At 68.6% G+C, this 19,490-nt stretch carries 21 protein-coding genes; 14 read left to right on the top strand and 7 right to left on the bottom strand.

Annotation, left to right across the window (positions count from 1 at the left end; genetic code table 11):
* Positions 1–164: 164 nt before the first annotated feature.
* Positions 165–2,159 carry a M13 family metallopeptidase gene (locus FCU40_RS12925; RefSeq protein WP_168075418.1) on the bottom strand — a complete coding sequence of 665 codons (1,995 nt, stop codon included), beginning with the start codon at positions 2,157–2,159 and terminating at the stop codon, positions 165–167.
* A gap of 137 nt (positions 2,160–2,296) precedes the next feature.
* Between FCU40_RS12925 and FCU40_RS12920 the strand changes: the two genes are divergently transcribed.
* Positions 2,297–2,560, top strand: a complete 264-nt coding sequence (locus tag FCU40_RS12920) for a type II toxin-antitoxin system Phd/YefM family antitoxin (protein WP_004619438.1) — start codon at positions 2,297–2,299, stop codon at positions 2,558–2,560.
* Positions 2,557–2,943, top strand: coding sequence for a type II toxin-antitoxin system VapC family toxin (locus FCU40_RS12915; protein WP_004619440.1), 387 nt, complete (start codon positions 2,557–2,559; stop codon positions 2,941–2,943). Before FCU40_RS12920 ends, FCU40_RS12915 begins: the two co-directional genes overlap by 4 nt.
* On the opposite strand, the gene FCU40_RS12910 is transcribed toward FCU40_RS12915, so the two are convergent.
* The 3 genes from FCU40_RS12910 to FCU40_RS12900 all read right to left on the bottom strand — a co-directional run bounded on the left by FCU40_RS12910 (position 2,927) and on the right by FCU40_RS12900 (position 6,439).
* Positions 2,927–3,424 (bottom strand): DNA-deoxyinosine glycosylase, encoded by a 498-nt coding sequence (locus FCU40_RS12910; protein ID WP_168075417.1) that lies wholly within the window; start codon positions 3,422–3,424, stop codon positions 2,927–2,929. The genes FCU40_RS12915 and FCU40_RS12910 overlap by 17 nt on opposite strands.
* Before the next feature lie 13 nt (positions 3,425–3,437).
* Positions 3,438–4,748, bottom strand: a complete 1,311-nt coding sequence (purB, locus tag FCU40_RS12905; protein WP_168075416.1) for an adenylosuccinate lyase — start codon at positions 4,746–4,748, stop codon at positions 3,438–3,440.
* A 191-nt stretch (positions 4,749–4,939) separates the two neighbouring features.
* Positions 4,940–6,439: an MFS transporter gene (locus FCU40_RS12900; RefSeq protein ID WP_168075415.1), complete on the bottom strand. Its 1,500-nt coding sequence runs from the start codon at positions 6,437–6,439 to the stop codon at positions 4,940–4,942.
* Between the two features lie 144 nt (positions 6,440–6,583).
* Between FCU40_RS12900 and FCU40_RS12895 the strand changes: the two genes are divergently transcribed.
* Entirely contained in the window at positions 6,584–7,225 is a 642-nt protein-coding gene (locus tag FCU40_RS12895) for a glutathione S-transferase family protein (RefSeq protein WP_168075414.1), read from the top strand.
* Here the strand turns inward: FCU40_RS12895 and FCU40_RS12890 are convergent.
* Positions 7,222–7,542 (bottom strand): YbjQ family protein, encoded by a 321-nt coding sequence (locus FCU40_RS12890; protein ID WP_004619450.1) that lies wholly within the window; start codon positions 7,540–7,542, stop codon positions 7,222–7,224. The two genes, FCU40_RS12895 and FCU40_RS12890, sit on opposite strands and share 4 nt — an antisense overlap.
* Positions 7,543–7,734: 192 nt before the next feature.
* On the opposite strand from FCU40_RS12890, the gene FCU40_RS12885 reads away from it, so the two are divergent.
* The 4 genes from FCU40_RS12885 (at position 7,735) to murG (ending at position 11,054) form a co-directional block, all read left to right on the top strand.
* The gene (locus FCU40_RS12885; protein WP_004619452.1) at positions 7,735–8,196 is read left to right on the top strand and encodes a DUF4112 domain-containing protein; all 462 of its coding nucleotides are present in this window, start codon (positions 7,735–7,737) and stop codon (positions 8,194–8,196) included.
* 40 nt (positions 8,197–8,236) lie between these two features.
* Positions 8,237–8,692 carry a DUF4112 domain-containing protein gene (locus FCU40_RS12880; protein WP_168075413.1) on the top strand — a complete coding sequence of 152 codons (456 nt, stop codon included), beginning with the start codon at positions 8,237–8,239 and terminating at the stop codon, positions 8,690–8,692.
* A gap of 102 nt (positions 8,693–8,794) precedes the next feature.
* The gene (gene ftsW / locus FCU40_RS12875; protein ID WP_168075412.1) at positions 8,795–9,967 is read left to right on the top strand and encodes a putative lipid II flippase FtsW; all 1,173 of its coding nucleotides are present in this window, start codon (positions 8,795–8,797) and stop codon (positions 9,965–9,967) included.
* A 1-nt stretch (position 9,968) separates the two neighbouring features.
* Positions 9,969–11,054 carry an undecaprenyldiphospho-muramoylpentapeptide beta-N-acetylglucosaminyltransferase gene (gene murG, locus FCU40_RS12870; protein ID WP_168075410.1) on the top strand — a complete coding sequence of 362 codons (1,086 nt, stop codon included), beginning with the start codon at positions 9,969–9,971 and terminating at the stop codon, positions 11,052–11,054.
* A 40-nt stretch (positions 11,055–11,094) separates the two neighbouring features.
* Here the strand turns inward: murG and FCU40_RS12865 are convergent, their stop codons facing one another.
* Positions 11,095–11,382: a hypothetical protein gene (locus tag FCU40_RS12865; protein ID WP_168075408.1), complete on the bottom strand. Its 288-nt coding sequence runs from the start codon at positions 11,380–11,382 to the stop codon at positions 11,095–11,097.
* Between the two features lie 275 nt (positions 11,383–11,657).
* On the opposite strand from FCU40_RS12865, the gene FCU40_RS12860 reads away from it, so the two are divergent.
* Positions 11,658–12,101: a pseudoazurin gene (locus FCU40_RS12860; RefSeq protein ID WP_004619459.1), complete on the top strand. Its 444-nt coding sequence runs from the start codon at positions 11,658–11,660 to the stop codon at positions 12,099–12,101.
* Here the strand turns inward: FCU40_RS12860 and FCU40_RS12855 are convergent, their stop codons facing one another.
* A complete protein-coding gene (locus FCU40_RS12855; protein ID WP_168075406.1) occupies positions 12,102–12,614 on the bottom strand; it encodes a hypothetical protein in 513 nt (170 codons plus the stop codon). It abuts the gene before it with no gap.
* Here FCU40_RS12855 and murC point away from each other — a divergent pair.
* The 6 genes from murC to ftsA all read left to right on the top strand — a co-directional run.
* Positions 12,613–14,031, top strand: coding sequence for a UDP-N-acetylmuramate--L-alanine ligase (gene murC / locus FCU40_RS12850; protein WP_168075405.1), 1,419 nt, complete (start codon positions 12,613–12,615; stop codon positions 14,029–14,031). The two genes, FCU40_RS12855 and murC, sit on opposite strands and share 2 nt — an antisense overlap.
* Positions 14,028–14,933 carry a UDP-N-acetylmuramate dehydrogenase gene (murB, locus tag FCU40_RS12845; RefSeq protein WP_168075404.1) on the top strand — a complete coding sequence of 302 codons (906 nt, stop codon included), beginning with the start codon at positions 14,028–14,030 and terminating at the stop codon, positions 14,931–14,933. The genes murC and murB overlap by 4 nt, the downstream gene beginning before the upstream one ends.
* 110 nt (positions 14,934–15,043) lie before the next feature.
* Positions 15,044–16,456, top strand: coding sequence for a M20/M25/M40 family metallo-hydrolase (locus FCU40_RS12840; protein WP_168075403.1), 1,413 nt, complete (start codon positions 15,044–15,046; stop codon positions 16,454–16,456).
* A gap of 102 nt (positions 16,457–16,558) precedes the next feature.
* Entirely contained in the window at positions 16,559–17,515 is a 957-nt protein-coding gene (locus tag FCU40_RS12835) for a D-alanine--D-alanine ligase (protein ID WP_168075402.1), read from the top strand.
* Positions 17,484–18,392 (top strand): cell division protein FtsQ, encoded by a 909-nt coding sequence (ftsQ, locus tag FCU40_RS12830; protein WP_168075401.1) that lies wholly within the window; start codon positions 17,484–17,486, stop codon positions 18,390–18,392. Before FCU40_RS12835 ends, ftsQ begins: the two co-directional genes overlap by 32 nt.
* A 30-nt stretch (positions 18,393–18,422) precedes the next feature.
* Positions 18,423–19,490: cell division protein FtsA (ftsA, locus tag FCU40_RS12825; protein ID WP_168075400.1), on the top strand; the 1,068-nt coding region annotated here is incomplete at its 3' end.

Raw genomic sequence — 19,490 nt, 5'->3', positions numbered from 1 at the left:
CGCGGCGCCGATTCGATTTATTCCAGACACGCCCTTCAAGCCCGGCGCGGAAAGCCCTCCGCGTCGGGCTTTGTCGTTCAGGGCGTCTGGCGCTGGCAGGGCGTCCGGCGCTGGAAAGCGCCCGCGCCATCCAGGATAGCGCGGGCATTTTCATCGGCGGTCGCTTACCAGATGCGCGAGCGCTTCTCCGGCGGCAGGTAGAACTTGTCGCCCGGCTTGACGCCGAAGGCCGCGTACCAGGCGTCGACATTGCGCGTCGGGCCGATGACCCGGAAGTTGGACGGCGAGTGCGGGTCGGACGCCATCTGCTGCTTCAGCGAATCGTCGCGCGACTTGTCCTGCCAGGCCTGGGCGAAGGCCAGGAAGAAGCGCTGGTCGCCGGTCATGCCGTCGATCACGGGGGCGGGCTTGCCCTTCAGCGCCGCGTGATAGGCGTCGTAGGCGACTTGCAGGCCGGCCAGGTCGGCGATGTTCTCGCCCATGGTCAGTTGCCCGTTGATGTGCATCCCAGGCACGGCTTCGTAGGAGTCGTACTGCGCGCCCAGCACGCTGGACTGGGCCTCGAAGCGTTTGGCGTCCTCGGCCGTCCACCAGTCGCGCAGCTTGCCGGTGTCGTCGATCTTGCGGCCCTGGTCGTCGAAGCCGTGGCTGATCTCGTGGCCGATCACCGCGCCGATCGCGCCGTAGTTCACCGCCGGGTCGGCGGCCGGATCGAAGAACGGCGCCTGCAGGATCCCCGCCGGGAACACGATCTTGTTCTCCAGGCCGCCGTTATAGGCGTTCACCGTTTGCGGGGTCATGCCCCACTTGCCGTGGTCGACCGGCTTGCCCAGGTCGGACAGCTGATAGGCCCATTCGAAAGCGCCGCTGCGGCGGACGTTGCCATAGAGGTCGCCGGGGTCGATCTTGAGGCCCGAATAGTCGCGCCACTTGTCGGGATAGCCGACCATGACCCGCATCTTGGACAGCTTGGTCAGCGCCGCCTGCTTGGTGGCCGGGGTCATCCACGGCGCCTTTTCGATGCGGGCGGCCATGGCGACCTTCAGATTGCCGATCAGCTCGACCATCTGGGCCTTGGACGAGGGTGGGAAATACTTGGCGACGTAGGCCTGGCCGACCAGTTCGCCCAGGCTGCCGTCCACCAGGGTGACGCCGCGCTTCCAACGGGGGCGCAGCTGGGTCTGGCCCGACAGCACCTTCACGAACTCGAAGCGACTGTCGACGAAGCGCTTGGAGAGGTAGGGGGACATTTCCTGCACGCCCTGCACGGTCTGCCAGGCCTTCAGGGTTTCCAGCGGCGTGGCGGCGAACAGCTTGGCGATGTCGCGCACGGCGGTCTTCTCGCCCAGCACCACCGACTTGAGACCCGGCGCGCCGGCGGCGGCCAGGTAATCCGACCACGGAATTTCCGGCGCGAAGGCCTGAAGCTCCGCGATCGTCATCGGGTTGTAGGTCTTCTCGACGTCGCGACGCTCGGCGACCGGCCAGCTGACCTTGGCGATGGCGGTCTCGAAGGCGATCACATCGGCCGCCGACTTGGCGGGATCCGGGGCGCCGGCCATCTTCAAGGCCCGCTCGGCGAAGGCGCGATAGGCCTCCAGCTGGGGCTTGAAGCCGTCGGTCAGGTAGTAGTCGCGGTCGGGCAGTCCCAGGCCCGATTGGCCGATATAGAGGACGTTCAGCTCGGGGGTCTTGGCGTCCGGATAGATGTCCAGCGAGAAGAGATCGGAGCCGAAACCGCCGTGGGCCGCGCCCAGGGCCTTAGCCATGTCGGCCTTGGTCGCGATGGCGGCGATCCTGGCCAGATCGGCCTTCAGCGGCGCGTCGTCGACCTGCTCGACCTTGGCCTCGTCGGTGAAGCTCTTGTAGAGCCCGCCGATCTGGGTGTTGGCCGGCGCGGTCTCGATCAGGGTCCGCAACTGGTCCTGCGAGCGGTTGAAGACGTCGTATCCGACGCCGGCCGAGGGCTGGTCGGCGGGGATGGTCGTCCGCTTCTCCCACGACCCGTTGGCGAACTTGTTGAAGTCGTCGCCGGGCTTCACGGCGGTGTCGCGAGCCGTCAGATCGACGCCCCAGGCCCCGTACATCGGCTTGTCGGCGGCCAGGGCCGCGCCGGAGATCGCGACCGCCGAAACGGCGGCCAGCAGGAAGATGCGCATGTGTAGGATCCCAATGCCCCTCGGAAGGGCGGATGCTGCCCTATGCGCGGCCCGGATGCAGATAAAATTCGCGTAATGTTGGCCGCGCCGGGAAGGCGTGCTTAGCTAAGGCGTCCCGACAACCCTGGGAGACGGCCATGACCGTCGTCACCGTCCACTACGCCAAGACCAACCTCTCGCGCCTGCTGGCCGAGGTCGAGGCCGGCGGCGAGGTGATTATCGCCCGCGGCGACAAGCCGGTGGCGCGCCTGGTGGCCGAACCGCCCACGCACCCGGAAACGCCGCGACCCAAGCGGGTGTTCGGATCGATGAAAGGGCGGATCGCCATGGACGACAGTTTCTTCGATCCCTTGCCCGAGGAAGAGCTGACCCTCTGGGAGGGCGGCCCGGACGATCAGTGAGGCTGTTGCTCGACACCCACGCGTTGCTTTGGTTCCTGGAGGGCTCGGACAAGCTGCGTCGCGCCGCCCGTCAGGTGATCGAGGATGAGGCCAACACCGTCTTCGTCAGCGCGGTCTCGGCGATGGAAGTCACGACCAAGGTGCGGCTTGGCAAGCTAGCCTCGGCCGAGGCCCTGGCGTTGAATTTCGAGGTCGAGATCCTGGTGAGGGGGTTCCTGCCTTTGCCGATAACCCTGGCGCATGCGGAACGGGCGGGCGGCATGCCGGGAGAACATCGGGACCCCTTCGACCGGCTGCTCATCGCCCAGGCCCTGGTCGAGGACCTGACACTGGTCTCCAACGAGGCGATCTTCGACGGCTTCGGCGTCAAGCGTCTCTGGTAGCCAGCGCCGCGCGCAGGGCGCTCCAGGCGGTCGCCTTCCGCTCGAAACTCTTGGCCGCATGAGCCGGAGACGAGGAGGGCAGGGCCAGGGTCGGGACGCGGTCGCCGATCAGCTTGCCGCCCAGCCGGGCCGCCGTCCCGCCATTGAAAGCCACGAGCCGCAGGGCGGGCAGGGTGTCGATCAGCGCGAGCAGATCATTGGCGGCCGGATCGCGGATGGCGGCGTCCAGGCTGCCGGGGCGCTCGGCCTCGGCGATGACGTCCCAGAGGCCGACGCGGCGGGCTAGCAGGGCCGCGAGGCGGTCCTCGTAGGCCAGCGGGACCAGGGCCGTGTCCAGCACGCCCTCCATCAGCCGCCAGAACGCGTTGCGGGGGTGGCCATAGTACTGGCGCGCGGCCAGCGAGGCCTCGCCCGGCAGGCTGCCCAGGATCAGGACGCGGGTGGCCGCGTCGACGACCGGGGGGAAGCCCGCCTTGCGCACGCCGGGCGCGGCCTTAACCCTGCTCGCCGAACACCCGGTTGAAGATCACGTCGACGTTCTTGGTGTGGTAGCCAAGGTCGAACAGGCTCTCGAGCGCCTCGTTCGACAGCGCCTTGGACACCACCGGATCGGCCTTCAGGAAGTCGAGGAAGCGGCCCTCGCCGCGCCAGACCTTCATGGCGTTGCCTTGCACCGCCGCATAGGCGTCCTCGCGCGACACGCCTTCCTGGGTCAGGGCCAGCATGACCCGCTGCGAGAAGACGAGGCCGCCCAGCTTGTCCAGGTTCTTGGCCATGTTGTCGGGGTAGATGTTGAAGCGCTCGATGACGCCGGCCAGGCGGCGCAGGGCGAAGTCGAGGTGGATGGTGGCGTCGGGACCGATGCCGCGCTCGACCGACGAGTGGCTGATGTCGCGCTCGTGCCAGAGGGCGACGTTCTCCATGGCCGGGACCACGGCCGAGCGGACCAGGCGGGCCAGGCCCGTCAGGTTCTCGGTCAGGATCGGGTTGCGCTTGTGCGGCATGGCCGAGGAGCCCTTCTGACCCGGATCGAAGGGCTCCTCGGCTTCCAGGACCTCGGTGCGCTGCAGGTGGCGGATCTCGGTGGCCAGGCGCTCGACCGACGAGGCGACGACGCCCAGGGCCGCGAAATAGGCCGCGTGGCGGTCGCGCGGGATCACCTGGGTCGAGACCGGCTCGACGGCCAGGCCCATCTTGTCGGCCACGTGCTGTTCGACGCGCGGATCGACATTGGCGAAGGTGCCGACGGCGCCCGAGATCGCGCAGGTGGCGATCTCGAACTTGGCCATCGCCAGGCGCTCCTTAGCGCGCTGGAACTCGGCGTAGTAGCCGGCCAGCTTCAAGCCGAAGGTGATCGGCTCGGCGTGGATACCGTGGCTGCGGCCGACGCAGACGGTCATCTTGTGCTCCATCGCCCGGCGCTTCAGGGCGGCCAGAACGAGGTCGACATCCTCGAGCAGGAGGTCGGTGGCGCGCGACAGCTGCACGGCGAAGCAGGTGTCCAGCACGTCGCTGCTGGTCATGCCCTGGTGCAGGAAGCGGGCCTCGGGACCGACGATCTCCGATACGTGGGTCAGGAAGGCGATGACGTCGTGCTTGGTGACGCGCTCGATCTCGTCGATGCGGTCGCTGTCCCAGACCGCGTCGCGGCCCTTTTCCCAGATCGTCTCGGCGGCGAGCTTCGGGATGGTCCCGATCTCGGCCATGGCGTCGGCGGCGTGGGCCTCGATCTCGAACCAGATCTTGTACTTGGTCTGGCTGGACCAGATGGCGGCGGCTTCGGGGCGGGCGTAGCGGCTGATCATGGGCGCGCGTTTCGGCCCGCCCGCCCCGCGAGTCAAGGGAAGAGGCTTATTACTTGGCCGGCGAAGATCCACCCCCGCTACGCGGAGTAGGTGGCTAGGAGGGCCGGAGGGGGCGAGCTGGGCCTATGCCGTGACGGCCCCCTCAGCCGCGCCGCGGCAGCTCCCCCGCATCACGGAGGAGCATCTTAAACTCAAGCCCCCGCGCGTTCCTTCATGTGCTTCACCAACCCGATGGCGGCCAGGGCGTAGTGCAGCCCAGCCCAGGCGTAGAAGCACAGCGAGACGATGATGCCCTGCTGGGTCGCGCGGGCCATGGCGCCGGCGCAGGCCTTGGCCAGCTCGGGCGCGGACCCCTTGGGCGCCAGGCCGCCCGGGCACGTCGTGGCGAAGCTCTGGGCGCCGGGGTCGTGGAAGGCGCTTGAGACTGACTGGATCACCCCGACGGGGCCCGGATGGTTCAGGTGGAACTGGGCCAGATGGTCGATCAGCCAGCCGGTGAAGACCGGTCCGCCGCCCAGGGCGATCAGGTTCAGCACGAAGAACAGCAGGGCCGTGGCCGTGGCCCGCCGACGCGGCTCGACCGAGTTCTGGACGACGCCGAAGGTCGGCGCCAGGTAGGTGTAGTGGAAGATGCCCGGGACCAGCAGGATCAGGGCCGTCATCTTCCAGTCGGTTTGCAGATAGGCGGCGATATAGATCGGCGTGGCGATCACCAGGCCGATCGCGGGCGTGAGGGCGTACCACCGGGGGCTCTTCTTTCCGGCCCAGTCGGTCAGGAAGCCGCCCACCAGCGTGCCGACGCCGGCCGAGAAGCCGCCGATCAGACCGGTGATCAGGCCCACCTGCGCCAGGCCCAGGTGGAAGGCGCGGACGAAGTAGGGCGGCACGAACGCGCCCGAGCCATAAGAGCCGAACGAGGCGATGGTCACGCCCAGCATCATGTGCAGCACGGGCCACTTGCCGAACAGCACCTTGGTCACCGCCCAGATCTCGGCGAACTCGGTGGCCAGCGAGAACGGCGGCTTGGCCGGCTCGACCACGACGTCCTCGGCCTCCAGGGGACGCTCGACGATCTCGGAATGGCCGCGCGGGGGCTCCTTGACCACCAGCTTGACGATCAGGGCCAGCAGCAGGCCGGGCAGGCCAACGATGACGAAGGCCACGCGCCAGCTGAACTCTTGGGCCAGCCAGCCGCCGGCCACCGCGCCGAACATGGTGCCCAGCGGGATGCCGAACGAGTAGATCGACAGGGCCGAGGCGCGCTTCTTGGGCTCGTAATAGTCGCTGATCAGCGAGTGGCTGGGCGGCGAGCAGCCGGCCTCGCCGACCCCGACGCCGAAGCGGAACAGGGCCAGCTGGGCGAAGCTGGTCGCGGCCCCGCACAGGGCCGTGAACCCTGACCAGACCACCAGCGACAGCGAGATGATCGTCACGCGGTTCTTGCGCTCGGCCAGGCGGGCGATCGGGATGCCCAGCACCGTGTAGAGCAGGGCGAAATAGAGGCCGCCCAGCAGGCCCAGCTGGGTGTCGGTCAGCTTCAGGTCGACCTTGATGGCCTGGCCGATGGTGGCGATGATCGTCCGGTCGATGAAGTTGAAGGTGTAGGCGGCGAGCAGAAGCCCCAGCACCGCGGCCTTGTAGCCATTCGAGTAAAGCGGCCGAACGCCGCCGGACGCACGCGCGTCGGCCATCCTGACTCTCTCCCTTCAAACATTTGTTCTATTTATTCTGGGGACTGTAGACGTAGCGGAAGCCAAAGCGCCAGAGGCTAATTTCCAGGCGGCGATCGGAACGCTAAAGCGTTGCTTCGAACGGTGTTTAGCGAGAGGCGCGTCATGCGGATCGTGATCGGCGACAAACAGTGGTCCAGCTGGTCGCTGCGGCCTTGGCTGGCGCTTCGGCGCACCGGGGCGGCGTTCGAGGAAATTCCCGTGGCGCTGCGTCAGGGCGAGGCGACGACCGCGGCGATCGGCCGGTATTCGCCCAGCAAGCTGGCCCCGGCCCTGATCGACGGCGACCTGGTGATCTGGGACTCCCTGGCCATCTGCGAGTATCTGGCCGAGATGTTCCCCGCCGCGAAACTATGGCCGGACGACGCGGCGCTTCGCGCGATCGGCCGCTCGGCGGCTTGCGAGATGCACTCGGGCTTCCAGTCGCTGCGCGGCGAATGTCCGATGGCGCTGGAGGTCGAGCCTCGGTCGGTCGACATCTCCGAAGCCACCCAGAAGGACGTGCGCAAGATCGTCGAGCGCTGGAGCCAATTGCTGGCCCGCTCGGGCGGGCCGTTCCTGCTGGGCGAATGGTCGATCGCCGACGCCTTCTACACGCCGGTGGCGACCCGTTTTCGCACCTACGGGATCAAGCTGTCGGACCATGGCGACGCCGGCCCGGCCGGAGCCTACGCCGAGCGCCTGCTGGAGACGCCCGAGTTCCTGGCGTGGGAGCGCGCCGCGAAGGCTCGGCCAGACGAGCTTTAGGACAGCACCACGGCGGTGCCGGCGACCGAGACCATCATCATCTGGCCGTTGGGGCCGACGGTGTTGTAGTCGAGGTCGACGGCCAGGATGGCGTTGGCGCCAAGCTTCTCGGCTTCCTTGATCAGGTTCTTCATGGCGTCCTCGCGGGCGCGGGCCAGCACGCGCTCGTAGGACTTGGAGTGACCGCCGATGAAGTCGCGGATCGCGGCCAGCAGGTCCAGCACGACATTGGCGCCCAGGATCGACTGGGCATAGATCGCGCCCTTGTACTCGCGAACCGGCCGGCCCTCGATGAATGGCGTGGTCGTGATCAGCATCCCGGAATCCTGAGCCTTCGATAGGGTTAACTTAGGCGCAAACCACGCCGTTCGCGAGGGGCTCCCCCGACCCGGGACGCATTCGACGACGATGTTCTCCCAACGGGGGAATCTGGACGGGCGGGCCTTTCGGCATGGCGAGGCTTCGGGCAGATTGCCCCCCGTTTACCATATCCGCCCCGGAGCCGGCCGGTGATCTTCGCCAAGTCGCATATCGACCTGCACAACATCCGCAACAACGTCGAGCGGGTGAAGAAGCTGTCGGACAACATCGTCGGCGTGGGTCCGCTCGGCATCGGCCTGGACGGGCTGCTGACCTGGATTCCGGGGGCGGGCGAGCTCTACAGCCTGGGCGCCGGCGGCCTGATCGTCTGGGACGCGGTGCGGGCGCGCGCCGCGCCGATGATCGTCGTCCAGATCATCGCCATCATCGTCATCGACACCGTCTCGGGCGCGCTGCCGGGCGCGGGCAAGATCGTCGACGTGCTGTTCACCGGCCACAAATGGTCGGCCGACATGCTGACGAAGCACATGGATGACACCATCTATTTCGAAGGGGCCCGCAAGGACATGCAGGGCTCGCAGGAATATCGCGAGCTCCTCTCGCGCATCCAGGCGGGCAAGGAGAAGCGGCGGGTCGTCTTTTTGGGTTAGGTCGCGACAACCTTCGGCGGAGCGAGGCGTTCAGATCAGCATGACCGACGACATCTCGCTCTCTGGCGACTATGCCAGCGATCGCCGCGCCAAGGCCCACCGGGCCTGGAAGTCGGCGGAGACGATCAAGCGCCTGTCGGATCGCCTGATCGGCATCGGCCCCTTCGGGCTCGGCGTCGACGGCGTTCTGGCCTGGGTGCCGGGCGCGGGTCTGGTCTACGGGATCGGGGCGGGCGCCTTGCTTGTCGCGCACGGCTTCATGGCCGGGGCCTCGGCCGCCACCCTGGCGCGGATGACCGCCTATCTGGTCGTCGACAACCTCTCGGACACGATCCCGGTGGCCGGCTGGGCTTTCGACACCCTGTTCCCCGCCCACCTGATGGCGGCCAAGGCCCTCCAGAAGGACATCGAGGCCCGCCACGGCCTTCCCGAAGACGTGGCGGCCGAGCGGGCGCGCAAGAAGCGCGGCCTGTTCGGGCGCGGGAAGGGGCGTTAGCCACGCGGCTCGTCCCTGTCTGTCCGCGCTTTTCGTCGCGCGTCCACGAGCTTGGGCGGGTCTGGCAAGACTTGATTAACCCTGGGCCCCGAGTCTGAGGTCATGGCTTCCAACGCGACACATGCCTTCGCCCGCACGGACCGCACGCGTCTGGGCCTTTGGTGGTGGACGACCGATCGCTGGCTGCTGGGCGCGACGGCCCTGCTGGTGACGCTGGGCATGTTGCTGTCGTTCGCCTCCAGCCCCGCGGCGGCCCAGCGGATCGGCATCGACGACCAGTTCCACTTCGCCGTCCGCATGTGCCTGTTCGCCACCGGCGCGGCGATCATCCTGCTGTCGGTGTCGATGCTATCGCCCAGAGGAATCCGGCGCGCGGCGTTCTTCATCTATCTGGCGGCGATCGCCGTCATGGTCGCCCTGCCGTTCATCGGCCACAACGCCAAGGGCGCCACGCGCTGGCTGCAGTTCGGCGGCTTCACCCTGCAGCCGTCCGAGTTCATGAAGCCGGCCCTGATCGTGCTGGTCTCGTGGATGTTCGCCGAGGGCCAGAAGGGCGAGGGCGTGCCGGGCGTGTCCATCGCCTTCCTGCTCTATTTCATCGCCGTCGGCCTTCTGCTGGTGCAGCCCGACGTTGGCCAGACCGTGCTGATCACCATCGCCTTCGGGGCGGCCTTCTGGATGGCCGGGGTGCCGATCTCGTGGATCATGGGCCTGGGCGGCGTGGCCCTGGCCGGCCTGGGGTCGACCTACTTCCTGTTCGACCACGTGCACGCCCGGGTGCAGAAGTTCCTCAGCCCCGACCAGGCCGACACCCACCAGGTGACCCGCGCCGCCGAGGCCATCCGCGCCGGCGGCCTGTTCGGCCGGGGGCCGGGCGAGGGCGTCATGAAGCGCCACGTGCCCGACCTGCACACCGACTTCATCTATTCTGTCGCCGCCGAGGAGTACGGCCTGGTCTTTTCCCTGGCCCTGATCGCGCTGTTCACCTTCGTGGTGGTGCGCGGGCTCTACAAGGCCATGAAGCTGAACGACCCCTTCGAGCAGGTCGCCGCCGCCGGTTTGTTCGTCCTGGTGGGCCAACAAGCGATCATCAATATCGCCGTGAACTTGAACATGATCCCGACCAAGGGCATGACGCTTCCGTTCATCAGTTACGGGGGCTCCTCGATGCTCGCGATGGGATTGACGCTGGGCATGGCCCTGGCCTTGGTGCGCAAGCGCCCCGGCGCCTATGGGGCGTCGGGCGAGTTCGGCCTCGGCGAAGCTTTCGCCTGACATGAGCAAGCTGGCCGTCGTCGCCGCCGGGGGAACCGGCGGACATCTGTTCCCCGCCCAGGCCCTGGCCGAAGCCCTGGCCGCGCGCGGCTGGCGCATCGTGCTGGCCACCGACGAGCGCGGCGCGCTCTATGCCGACAAGTTCCCGGCGGAGGAGCGTCTGGCCCTGTCGGCCGCCACCGCCAAGGCCGGCGATCCGATCGGCATGGTCCGGGCCGGCGTCGTGGTCATGCAGGGCGTGCTCCAGGCCCGCAAGGCGTTCAAGCGTCTGGACCCGGCCGTGGTGGTCGGCTTCGGCGGCTATCCGGCCCTGCCGGCCCTGTTGGCCGCCCTGGCCCAGAAGCGCCCCACGGTGATCCACGAGCAGAACGCGGTGCTGGGCCGCGTGAACCGCTTCCTGGCCCCCAAGGTCGACGAGGTCGCCTGCGCCTTCCCGACCTTGCAGATGGCCAAGCCGGCCGTGAAGGCCCGCGCCCATGTGGTCGGCAATCCGGTGCGCCCGCCGGTGCGCGCGCTGTATGACGTGCCCTATCTGCCGCCGGAGGTGCAGCTGCGGGTGCTGGTCACGGGCGGCAGCCAAGGCGCGCGCCTGCTGTCGGAACTGATCCCCGAGGCGATCGCCAAGCTGCCCGAGGAGATGCGCTCGCGCCTGAAAGTGTTCCAGCAGGCCCGCGCCGAGAGCATGGAAGGCGCGCGCAAGATCTATCGCAACGCCATGGTCGACTGCGAGGTCGCGCCGTTCTTCCGCGACATGGCCGGCTATCTGCGCCAGTCGCACCTGGTGATCGGCCGCTCGGGCGCCTCGACCTGCACCGAGCTGGCGGTGGCCGGCCGCCCCTCGATCCTGGTGCCGCTGAAGATCGCCGCCGACGACCACCAGCGCTTCAACGCCAAGCTCCTGGAAGAGGCGGGCGGCGCGGCCGTGTGCCTGGAGGACGAGCTGACCGTCGACGCGATGGCCGGCGCCCTGAACGCCCTGCTCAAGAACCCCGAACGCCTGGCCCGCATGGCCGCCGGCGCGCGCTCGGTCGCCAAGCCGAACGCGGCGGAAGAGCTGGCGGACCTGGTGGAGAGGACGGCGGGGTAACGCGGATGGCGCTTGGCCGCCCGCGTTGTGACATTCCGCGCTACTGACGCGCCAGCGCCTGCAGGTCGTCCAGCTTAACGCCGATAGGCGTTTTGGACGTCACGCCAGGACCTGGCCACCAAGCGCAGCCCTCCGTCGAATAGTACGCGAAGCACTCATCATACTCAGGCGTGCCCCTGGTAAGACCATCCGCATCGCACATCGCGTAGGCCCAGGGAACGCAACGCGACGGCCCGGCCGCGGCCGGCGCGGCCACCATAAGGCCATTGGCCAACGCAGCCATGGCGATCGCGGCGCAGACGGATTTCCAACCCAAACGAGGCTTCATCTGAATTCTCCCTTGTCCTCAGAATGAGGATTGTCCCGAGCTTCCGCCCGAGGAGCGCAGGATGTCAATCTTTGGAGGAGATTCTAATATTTCTATCAGAAAGAGCATTTCCTTTGAGCCGCCTTGCCTCTTCGGTAAGCGGCCTCCTCAACTGCCGGACTGCTTGGTTGTTGCCGACGCGCGAACTTGCGCTCGCGCAATGCCGAGGCCCTTTCGAGCGCCTACCCGCGCCCAGGGCGCTCGGCGTGGACCGCGCGCGAAACCAGGGTGATCGTATGTTCAAATCGGTTTTCATCGCCGGTCTCGTCGGCCTGACCATGATCGGCGGGGCCGCCTCGGCCACCGAGCTTCAGGTCAAGATGCGCAACCAGGGCGCGGAGGGGCCGATGGTGTTCGAGCCGTCGACGGCCAAGCTGAAGGTCGGCGACACCATCCGCTTCACGCCGGCCGATCCGGGCCACAATGTCGAGAGCATTCCAGGACTGGCGCCGGCCGGCGTCGCCCCGGTCAAGGGCGTGATCGGCAAGGAAGTGGTCGTCAAGGTCGCCAAGCCGGGCGTCTATGGCTTCAAGTGCTTCCCGCACTGGAGCATGGGCATGGTCTTCGTCGCCAAGGTCGGTGACGCCAAGCTGGACCCGGCCGTCGCCAACGCCACGCTGGCCTCGGCGCCGCCGCTGACCAAGCGCCGCCTGACCGCGGCCTTCAACGCGATCAAATAGTCAGGGCTCGGCGCCCGTCTCGATCAACGGGCGTCCGAGCGTCACCGCCTCGGCGAGGCTCCCGGCCACGGGGACCTTCGCGAACGGCGTCCAGCCGTCGCAGACGACCCTGGCCACCGCCGCGTCCGCGCCGCCCGGCGCGATCGGCGCGGCGGGGCGCTGGTCGCCCGTCACCGGACCTTCGCGGCCGCCTGCGCGGATGCTGGAAAAGCCCGCGTGGGCGATCGTCCGCGCCTCGCAGTCGATGACCTCGTGGCGCCAGCCGCCCCAGAATTCCTCGGCGCCGGCCCTGAAGCCGCCCTCGGTGACCTGCAGCGCGCGCAGCCTGGCGACGCGGCCGGTCCACTGGACGCCGCCCATGTCGACGAAGGTCGCGAAACGGCCGACGTCGGCGAGGCGCAGGGTCAGCGGCGCGGCGGGAGAGGGCGCCTGGGCCAGCGCCGGGGTCGTCCACAAAGCGAAGGCGATGAGGGCGTTTCGCGCCGCGCGGATTTGGTCTAATCGGCTCATCATGATCCAGCGTAGACGCCCCGTCCCCTTCGAACTCGGCCCCGTGCACTTCATCGGCATCGGCGGCATTGGCATGTCCGGCATCGCCGAGATCATGATCCGCATCGGCTACACCGTTCAGGGCAGCGACGCCAAGGCCAGCGCCAATACCGAGCGGCTGGAAAAGCTGGGCGCGCGGATCTTCATCGGCCACGACGCGGCCCATGTCGAGGGCGCCTCGGCCATCGTCTATTCCACGGCGGTCAAGGCCGATAACCCGGAAATGGTCGCCGGCCGCGACAAGCGCCTGCCGCTGGTGCGCCGCGCCGAGATGCTGGCCGAGCTGATGCGGCTGCAGTTCTCCGTGGCCGTGGGCGGCACGCATGGCAAGACCACCACGACCTCGATGGTCGCCACCCTGCTGGACGCGGGCGGCATGGACCCGACCGTGGTCAATGGCGGCATCATCAACGCCTACGGCACCAACGCCAAGGTCGGCGAGGGCGACTGGATCGTCGTCGAGGCCGACGAGAGCGACGGCTCGTTCCTGAAGCTGAAATCGACCGTGGCGATCGTCACCAATATCGACGCCGAGCACCTGGACCACTGGGGCGACTTCGAGGCGGTCAAGAAGGGCTTCCGCGACTTCATCGAGAACATCCCGTTCTACGGCTTCGCGGCCGTCTGCACCGACCATCCGGAAGTCCAGGCCCTGACCGCCCGGATCGAGAACCGCCGGCTCGTCACCTACGGGACCAACCCGCAGGCCGAGGTGCGGGTGCGCAACATCGAGATGGGCCCGGACGGCGCCAGCTTCGACATCGTGGTCTCGCCCCGCGACGGCGAGCCGGTCCGCTATGACGGCCTGAAGATGCCGATGGCCGGCCACCACAACGTGCTGAACGCCACCGCCGCCGTCGCCGTCGCCCGCGAGCTGGGCGTCGACGCCGAGGCGATCCGCAAGGGCCTGGCGGGCTTCGGCGGGGTCAAGCGCCGCTTCACCACCACCGGCGTGGCGAACGGCATCCGCGTGGTCGACGACTACGGCCACCACCCGGTCGAGATCGCCGCCGTGCTGAAGGCCGCCCGCGCGGTGACGCAGGGCAAGGTCATCGCCGTGGTCCAGCCGCACCGCTTCACCCGCCTGCGCGACCTGATGACCGAGTTCTCCAGCTGCTTCAACGACGCCGACACGGTGATCGTCGCCGACGTCTATACGGCCGGCGAGCAGCCGATCGAGGGCGTCAATCGCGACGCCCTGGTCGAGGGTCTCAAGAAGTTCGGCCACCGCCGGGCGCTGGCCTTGGAAAGCCCGACCGCCCTGCCGCGCCTGATCGCCGCCGAGGCGACCAGCGGCGACCTCGTGGTGCTGCTGGGCGCCGGCGACATCACCACCTGGGCCTATGCGCTGCCGGGCCAGCTGGAAGCGCTGGCGAAGTGAGCTGGAAGACCCAACTCCCGACCGTCCGCGGCAAGCTGCTGATCGACGAGCCGCTGGCGCCGTTCACCTGGTTCCGGGTCGGGGGACCCGCCGACGTGGTGTTTCTGCCGGCCGACGAGCAGGACCTGGCGGACTTCTTGAAGGCGCTGGATCCGAGCGTGCCGGTCATGGCGATCGGCGTGGGCAGCAACCTGCTGGTCCGCGACGGCGGCGTCGACGGGGTGATCATCCGCCTGGGCAAGGGCTTCAACACGGTCGAGGCCCTGGGCGACAACCGTATCAAGGCCGGCAGCGCCGTTCCCGACGCCATCCTGGCCCGCAAGGCGGCCGAGGCGGGGATCGCGGGACTGGAATTCTATGCCGGCATCCCCGGCACGATCGGCGGCGCGGTGATCATGAACGCCGGCTGCTACGGCTCGGAGACCGTCAATGTGGTCAAGTCGGTGCGGGTGATGGATCGCGCCGGCGTGGTGCGCGAGCTGTCGGTCGAGGAGCTGCACTACACCTACCGTCACAGCGCCCTGCAGGACGGCGAGACCGTCATCGTGCTGGACGCGATCTTCGAGGGGGCCGCCGACGCCCCCGAGGCGATCAAGGCCCGCATGGCCGAGATCACCGCGCGGCGCGAGACCACCCAGCCGATCCGCGAGAAGACCGGCGGCTCGACCTTCAAGAACCCGCCGGGCCACTCTTCGTGGAAGCTGGTCGACGAGGCCGGCTGGCGGGGCAAGCCCTATGGCGGGGCGATGTTCAGTCCTCTGCACAGCAACTTCCTGATCAACACCGGCGACGCCACGGCCGCCGACCTGGAAGGCCTGGGCGAGGCGGTCCGCGCGGACGTTCTCGAGAAGAGCGGCGTCCAGCTGGACTGGGAGATCAAGCGGATCGGGCGGTCGGCTTAGAGTAGATGCTCCACCGTGATACGGGGGAGCATCTCGCCACACTTCACGCGGATGCTGACTCCCCCTGGCCAGGCGCGGTGCTATGACTCCCGCGCCATTGGGGAGAATCCTTGCTCATGTACCGTCGCTTACTGGCCGCCTCGGCCGTTTTCGCCCTCCTGTCGGGCGTCGCCCACGCCCAGGACGTCAAGACCGCCGAAACCCTGCGCGACAAGGCGCTGCTGGATCGCACGGCCTGGGACGTCGCCGAGGACCTGACCACCACGATCGGCCCGCGCATCGTCGGCTCGCCCGCCATGGCCCGCGCCAAGGACTGGGGCGTGGCCAAGCTGAAGGCGCTCGGCTTCACCAACGTCAAGGTCGAGCAGTACGCCAAGTCGTCGTGGACGCGCGGTGAGGAGAGCGCCGAGCTGACGGCGCCCTATCCGATGAAGCTGACGATCGTCGGCCTGGGCCGCACGCCGGCCACGCCGCCCGAGGGGATCGAGGCCGAGGTGGCGCTGTTCCACACCTACGCCGAGCTGGTCGCCGCGCCGGAAGGCTCGCTGAAGGGCAAGATCGCCGTCATCACCCAGCCGATGGTCAAGGCCCAGGACGGCTATGGTTACGGCGTGGCCGGGATCTCGCGCCGCGCCGGCCCGGTCGAGGCCGCCAAGCGCGGCGCCGTGGCCTTGCTGATCCGCTCGGTCTCGACCTCGGACTCGACCGTGCCGCACACCGGCGTCACCGCCTTCGGCGACGGCGTGACCACGATCCCGTCGGCCGCCCTGGGCGTGCCGGAGGCCGAGCAGCTGGAGCGCCTGGCCAAGAAGGGCCCGCTGCGCATCCGCCTGAAGCTGGCCTCGACCGTCAATCCCCATAACGTCGCCTGGAACATCTCGGGCGAGATCAAGGGCTCGGAGAAGCCGGACGAGGTGATCGTCATCGGCGGCCACCTGGACAGCTGGGACGTCGGCACCGGCGCCCTGGACGACGCCACCGGCGTGGCCATCACCACGGCCGCCGCCAAGCTGATCGGCGAGTTGCCCAAGCATCCCAAGCGCACGATCCGCGTGGTGATGTGGGGCTCGGAGGAGAGCGGCGGCGCCTCGGAAGCCTATCTGGCCGCGCACAAGGACGAGGTCCCCAAGATCGTCCTGGCCGGCGAGAGCGACGAGGGCGCGGATCGAATCTACGGGCTGAAGCTGCCGGCGGGGACGCAGAAGACTCCGTTCGCCACGACCGTCGCCAACGTGCTGGCCCCGCTGAAGATCTATGTCGCGCGCGACGCCGCCGAGAACGGCGGTTCGGACATCGAGGGGCTGGAGGAAGCGGGCGTGCCGTCGATCGAGCTGCGCCAGGACGTCACCCGCTATTTCGACTACCACCACACGATGGACGACACGCTGAACAAGGTCGATCCGGCCCAGCTGGCCCAGAACGTCGCCGCCTGGACCAGCCTGATCTACCTCGTCGCCGACAGCGACATCGACTTCCGGGCGCTGAGGCCGGCGGGCGCGGAAGCCGGCAAGCGTCGGTACTGAGAACGGCCGAGCGCCTCCTCTTTCGCGCCGAGACGGAGGGGGCGCTTTCTCGCCTGGCCTGCTAGGAAGGGTTGAGCCCAACCCTCAACGCCCGAGACCCGCATGACCCTCCCGCTCGCCGGCCGCCACGTCGCCGTTCTGTCCGGGGGGCCGTCGGCGGAGCGCGAGGTCAGCCTCGTGACGGGCGACTTCTACGCCGGCGCCCTGGAGCGCCTGGGCGCCCGGGTGAGCCGCGTCGATCCGGGCCGGGACGTCGCCGAGGTGCTGGCGCGGCTGGAGCCCGACCTGGTCGTCAACGGCCTGCACGGCGTCTGGGGCGAGGACGGCCGGGTCCAGGGCGTGCTGGACACCCTGAAGCTGCCCTACACCCACTCCGGCGTCCTGGCCTCGGCCCTGGCGATGGATAAGGCCAAGGCCAAGGCCGTGTTGGCGGCGGCGGGCGTCACCGTGCCCGGCGGCGGCCTTTTCAATCGCCATCTCGCCGCGCGCGACCACGTGATGCAGCGACCTTATGTCGTCAAACCCAACGCCGAGGGCTCCTCGGTCGGGGTGTTCATCGTCCGCGAAGGGGCCAACCAGCCGCCGGCCGAACTGGCCTCGGACGCCTGGACCTTCGGGGAAGAGGTGTTGATCGAGCCTTACATTCCCGGCCTGGAACTGGCCGTCGCGGTCATGGGTGAGTCAAATGGTCCCAAGGCCCTGGCGGTCACCGAAATCCGTGCATCCACAGGTTTCTATGACTACGACGCCAAGTACGCCGAAGGGGGTTCGACGCATGTCATTCCGGCGAAAATCCCTGACGCCGTAAGGGATCGGGCCATGCGCATGGCCGAGGTCGCCCATGCCGCTCTTGGTTGCCGGGGTGTAACCCGATCCGACCTTCGTTATGACGACATTAACGACCTTCTGGTCCTTCTAGAGGTCAACACGCAGCCCGGCATGACCCCGACCTCGCTCGTCCCCGAGCAGGCCGCCCATATCGGGCTCTCCGTTGACCGTTTAGTTTTATGGATCGTGGAGGACGCTTATGCCCGCTGTAGTGCGGGGGGGACCGCCTAAGCCTAGGCGACCCCGGGCCGAAGCGCCCGCAAGTCCGAGCAAAGGCAAGCCGGCGCCCCGGGGGGCGCAGCCGGCTGCGAAGCTGCACGCCGCCAAGGGCGTGGGTCTGTCGCCCACGGTCGCCCTCGGCGTCGCGGGCGCGGCGCTGGGCCTCGGACTGGTGGTGATGCTGCTGACCGGCCACCGGGCCGAGCGCATCGGCGCGTCCATGGTCCATGGCGTCGACAACAGTTTCGCCGCGGCCGGCTTCAAGCTGAAGACCGTCCATATCCGCGGCGCCTCGGCGACCGCGCAGGCCGATATCCTGAAGGCCTCGGGCCTCTATCTGAACCAGCCGACCCTGGGCATGGATCTGGCCGACGTGCGCGAGAAGGTGCAGGGCGTCGGCTGGGTGAAGGACGCCAAGGTCGTGCGGATGCTGCCCGACACGGTGATGATCTCGGTCGAGGAGCGTCCGGCCCTGGCGGTCTGGCAGAACCAGGGCCGCATGAAGGTGATCGACGGCGAAGGTCGCGTGATCAGCGAGGCCGATCCGGCCCGCTTCCCGCAGCTGCCGCTGGTGGTGGGGCAGGGCGCCGACCAGGCAGCCGGCCTGATCCTGCCGGCCGTGGCCTCGCGGCCTCGCCTGCGCGACCGGCTCGAGGCGCTGGTGCGCGTCGACGATCGCCGTTGGGACCTGCGACTGAAGGACGGCTCGCTGATCCAGCTTCCGGCCATTGACGAAGAATCCGCGCTGATTCAATTGGATCAGCTCGACCAACGACAGCGAATCCTCGACATGGGTTTCGCGCGGATCGATCTGCGCGACCCCGAAATGGTGGCTGTCAGACCTCGCGACGCCGGACTGCCTGGGCAGCCCGCGGCCGGCGGGGCGTAGACTAAGAGTGACGGTGAGGTGGCAATAGCGATGTCGCGATTGGAGGAACGGAAACAGGCCCGCGAGGGTCTGAAGGCCACGCTCGTGCGCCAGCCCGCCATCGCGGCCGTCGACCTTGGCGCGTCCAAGGTGACGTGCTTCATCATGAAGGCCGACGGCGTCCATCGCGACAACCGCACCCTGACGACGGCCGGCGTGGGCTATGTCCAGTCGCGCGGCGTGCGCGGCGGCGCGATCGTCAATCTGGACGAGGCCGCCCAGGCGATCGCCCAGGCCGTGGAGCGCGCCGAGACCGTCGCCGGCGTCAATGTCCAGGGCGTCAGCGTCTGCACGGCCGGCGGCCAGCTGGCCTCCAACCGCGTCCACACCCAGGTCTCGCTGGGCGCCCGTCCGATCAGCGACGGCGACCTGTCGCGCGCCATCGCCTCGGCCCTGGCCCAGGTCCGCATTCCCGGCCGCAAGCCGATCCACCTGCTGCCGATCGCCTGGTCGGTCGACGGCCAACGCGGCATCCGCGATCCGCGCGCCATGTTCGGCCGCTCGCTGGGGCTGGAGCTGCTGGTCGTCTCGGTCAACGAGAACATCTTCCACACCCTGGCCCACTGCGTCGAACGCGCCCATCTCAGCTTCGAGGGCGTTGTCGCCGCGCCGTTCGCCTCGGCCCTGGCGGCCCTGGAGGAGGACGAGATGGACCTGGGCGCGGTCTGCATCGATATGGGCGGCGGCTCGACCTCCGTCGCCGTGTTCAACAACGGCGCGCTCTGCCACGTCGACAGCCTGGCCGTCGGCGGCGGTCACGTGACCCAGGACATCGCGCGGGGCCTGCAGACCTCGGTGGTGGGCGCCGAGCGCATCAAGACCCTGCACGGCAGCGCCATCGCCTCGGCCAACGAGGACCGCGAGATGATCGAGGCGCCGCCGCGCGGCGACGATCCGGGCGCCGGTCCGGTGATCGCGCCTCGCTCCCTGCTGAAGGGCATCATCCAGCCGCGCGTCGAGGAGACGCTGGAGCTGCTGCGCGAGCGCCTGAAGGCCTCGGGCGCGCCGGTCGAGCCAGGCGCGGGCATCGTCCTGACGGGCGGCGCCAGCCAGCTGGCC

This window comes from Caulobacter sp. SSI4214, assembly GCF_012184455.1.
Lineage (GTDB): Bacteria > Pseudomonadota > Alphaproteobacteria > Caulobacterales > Caulobacteraceae > Caulobacter > Caulobacter vibrioides_E.
Note: the sequence above shows the minus strand (reverse complement) of the source record. Positions and strands in the feature narration are given on the sequence as shown.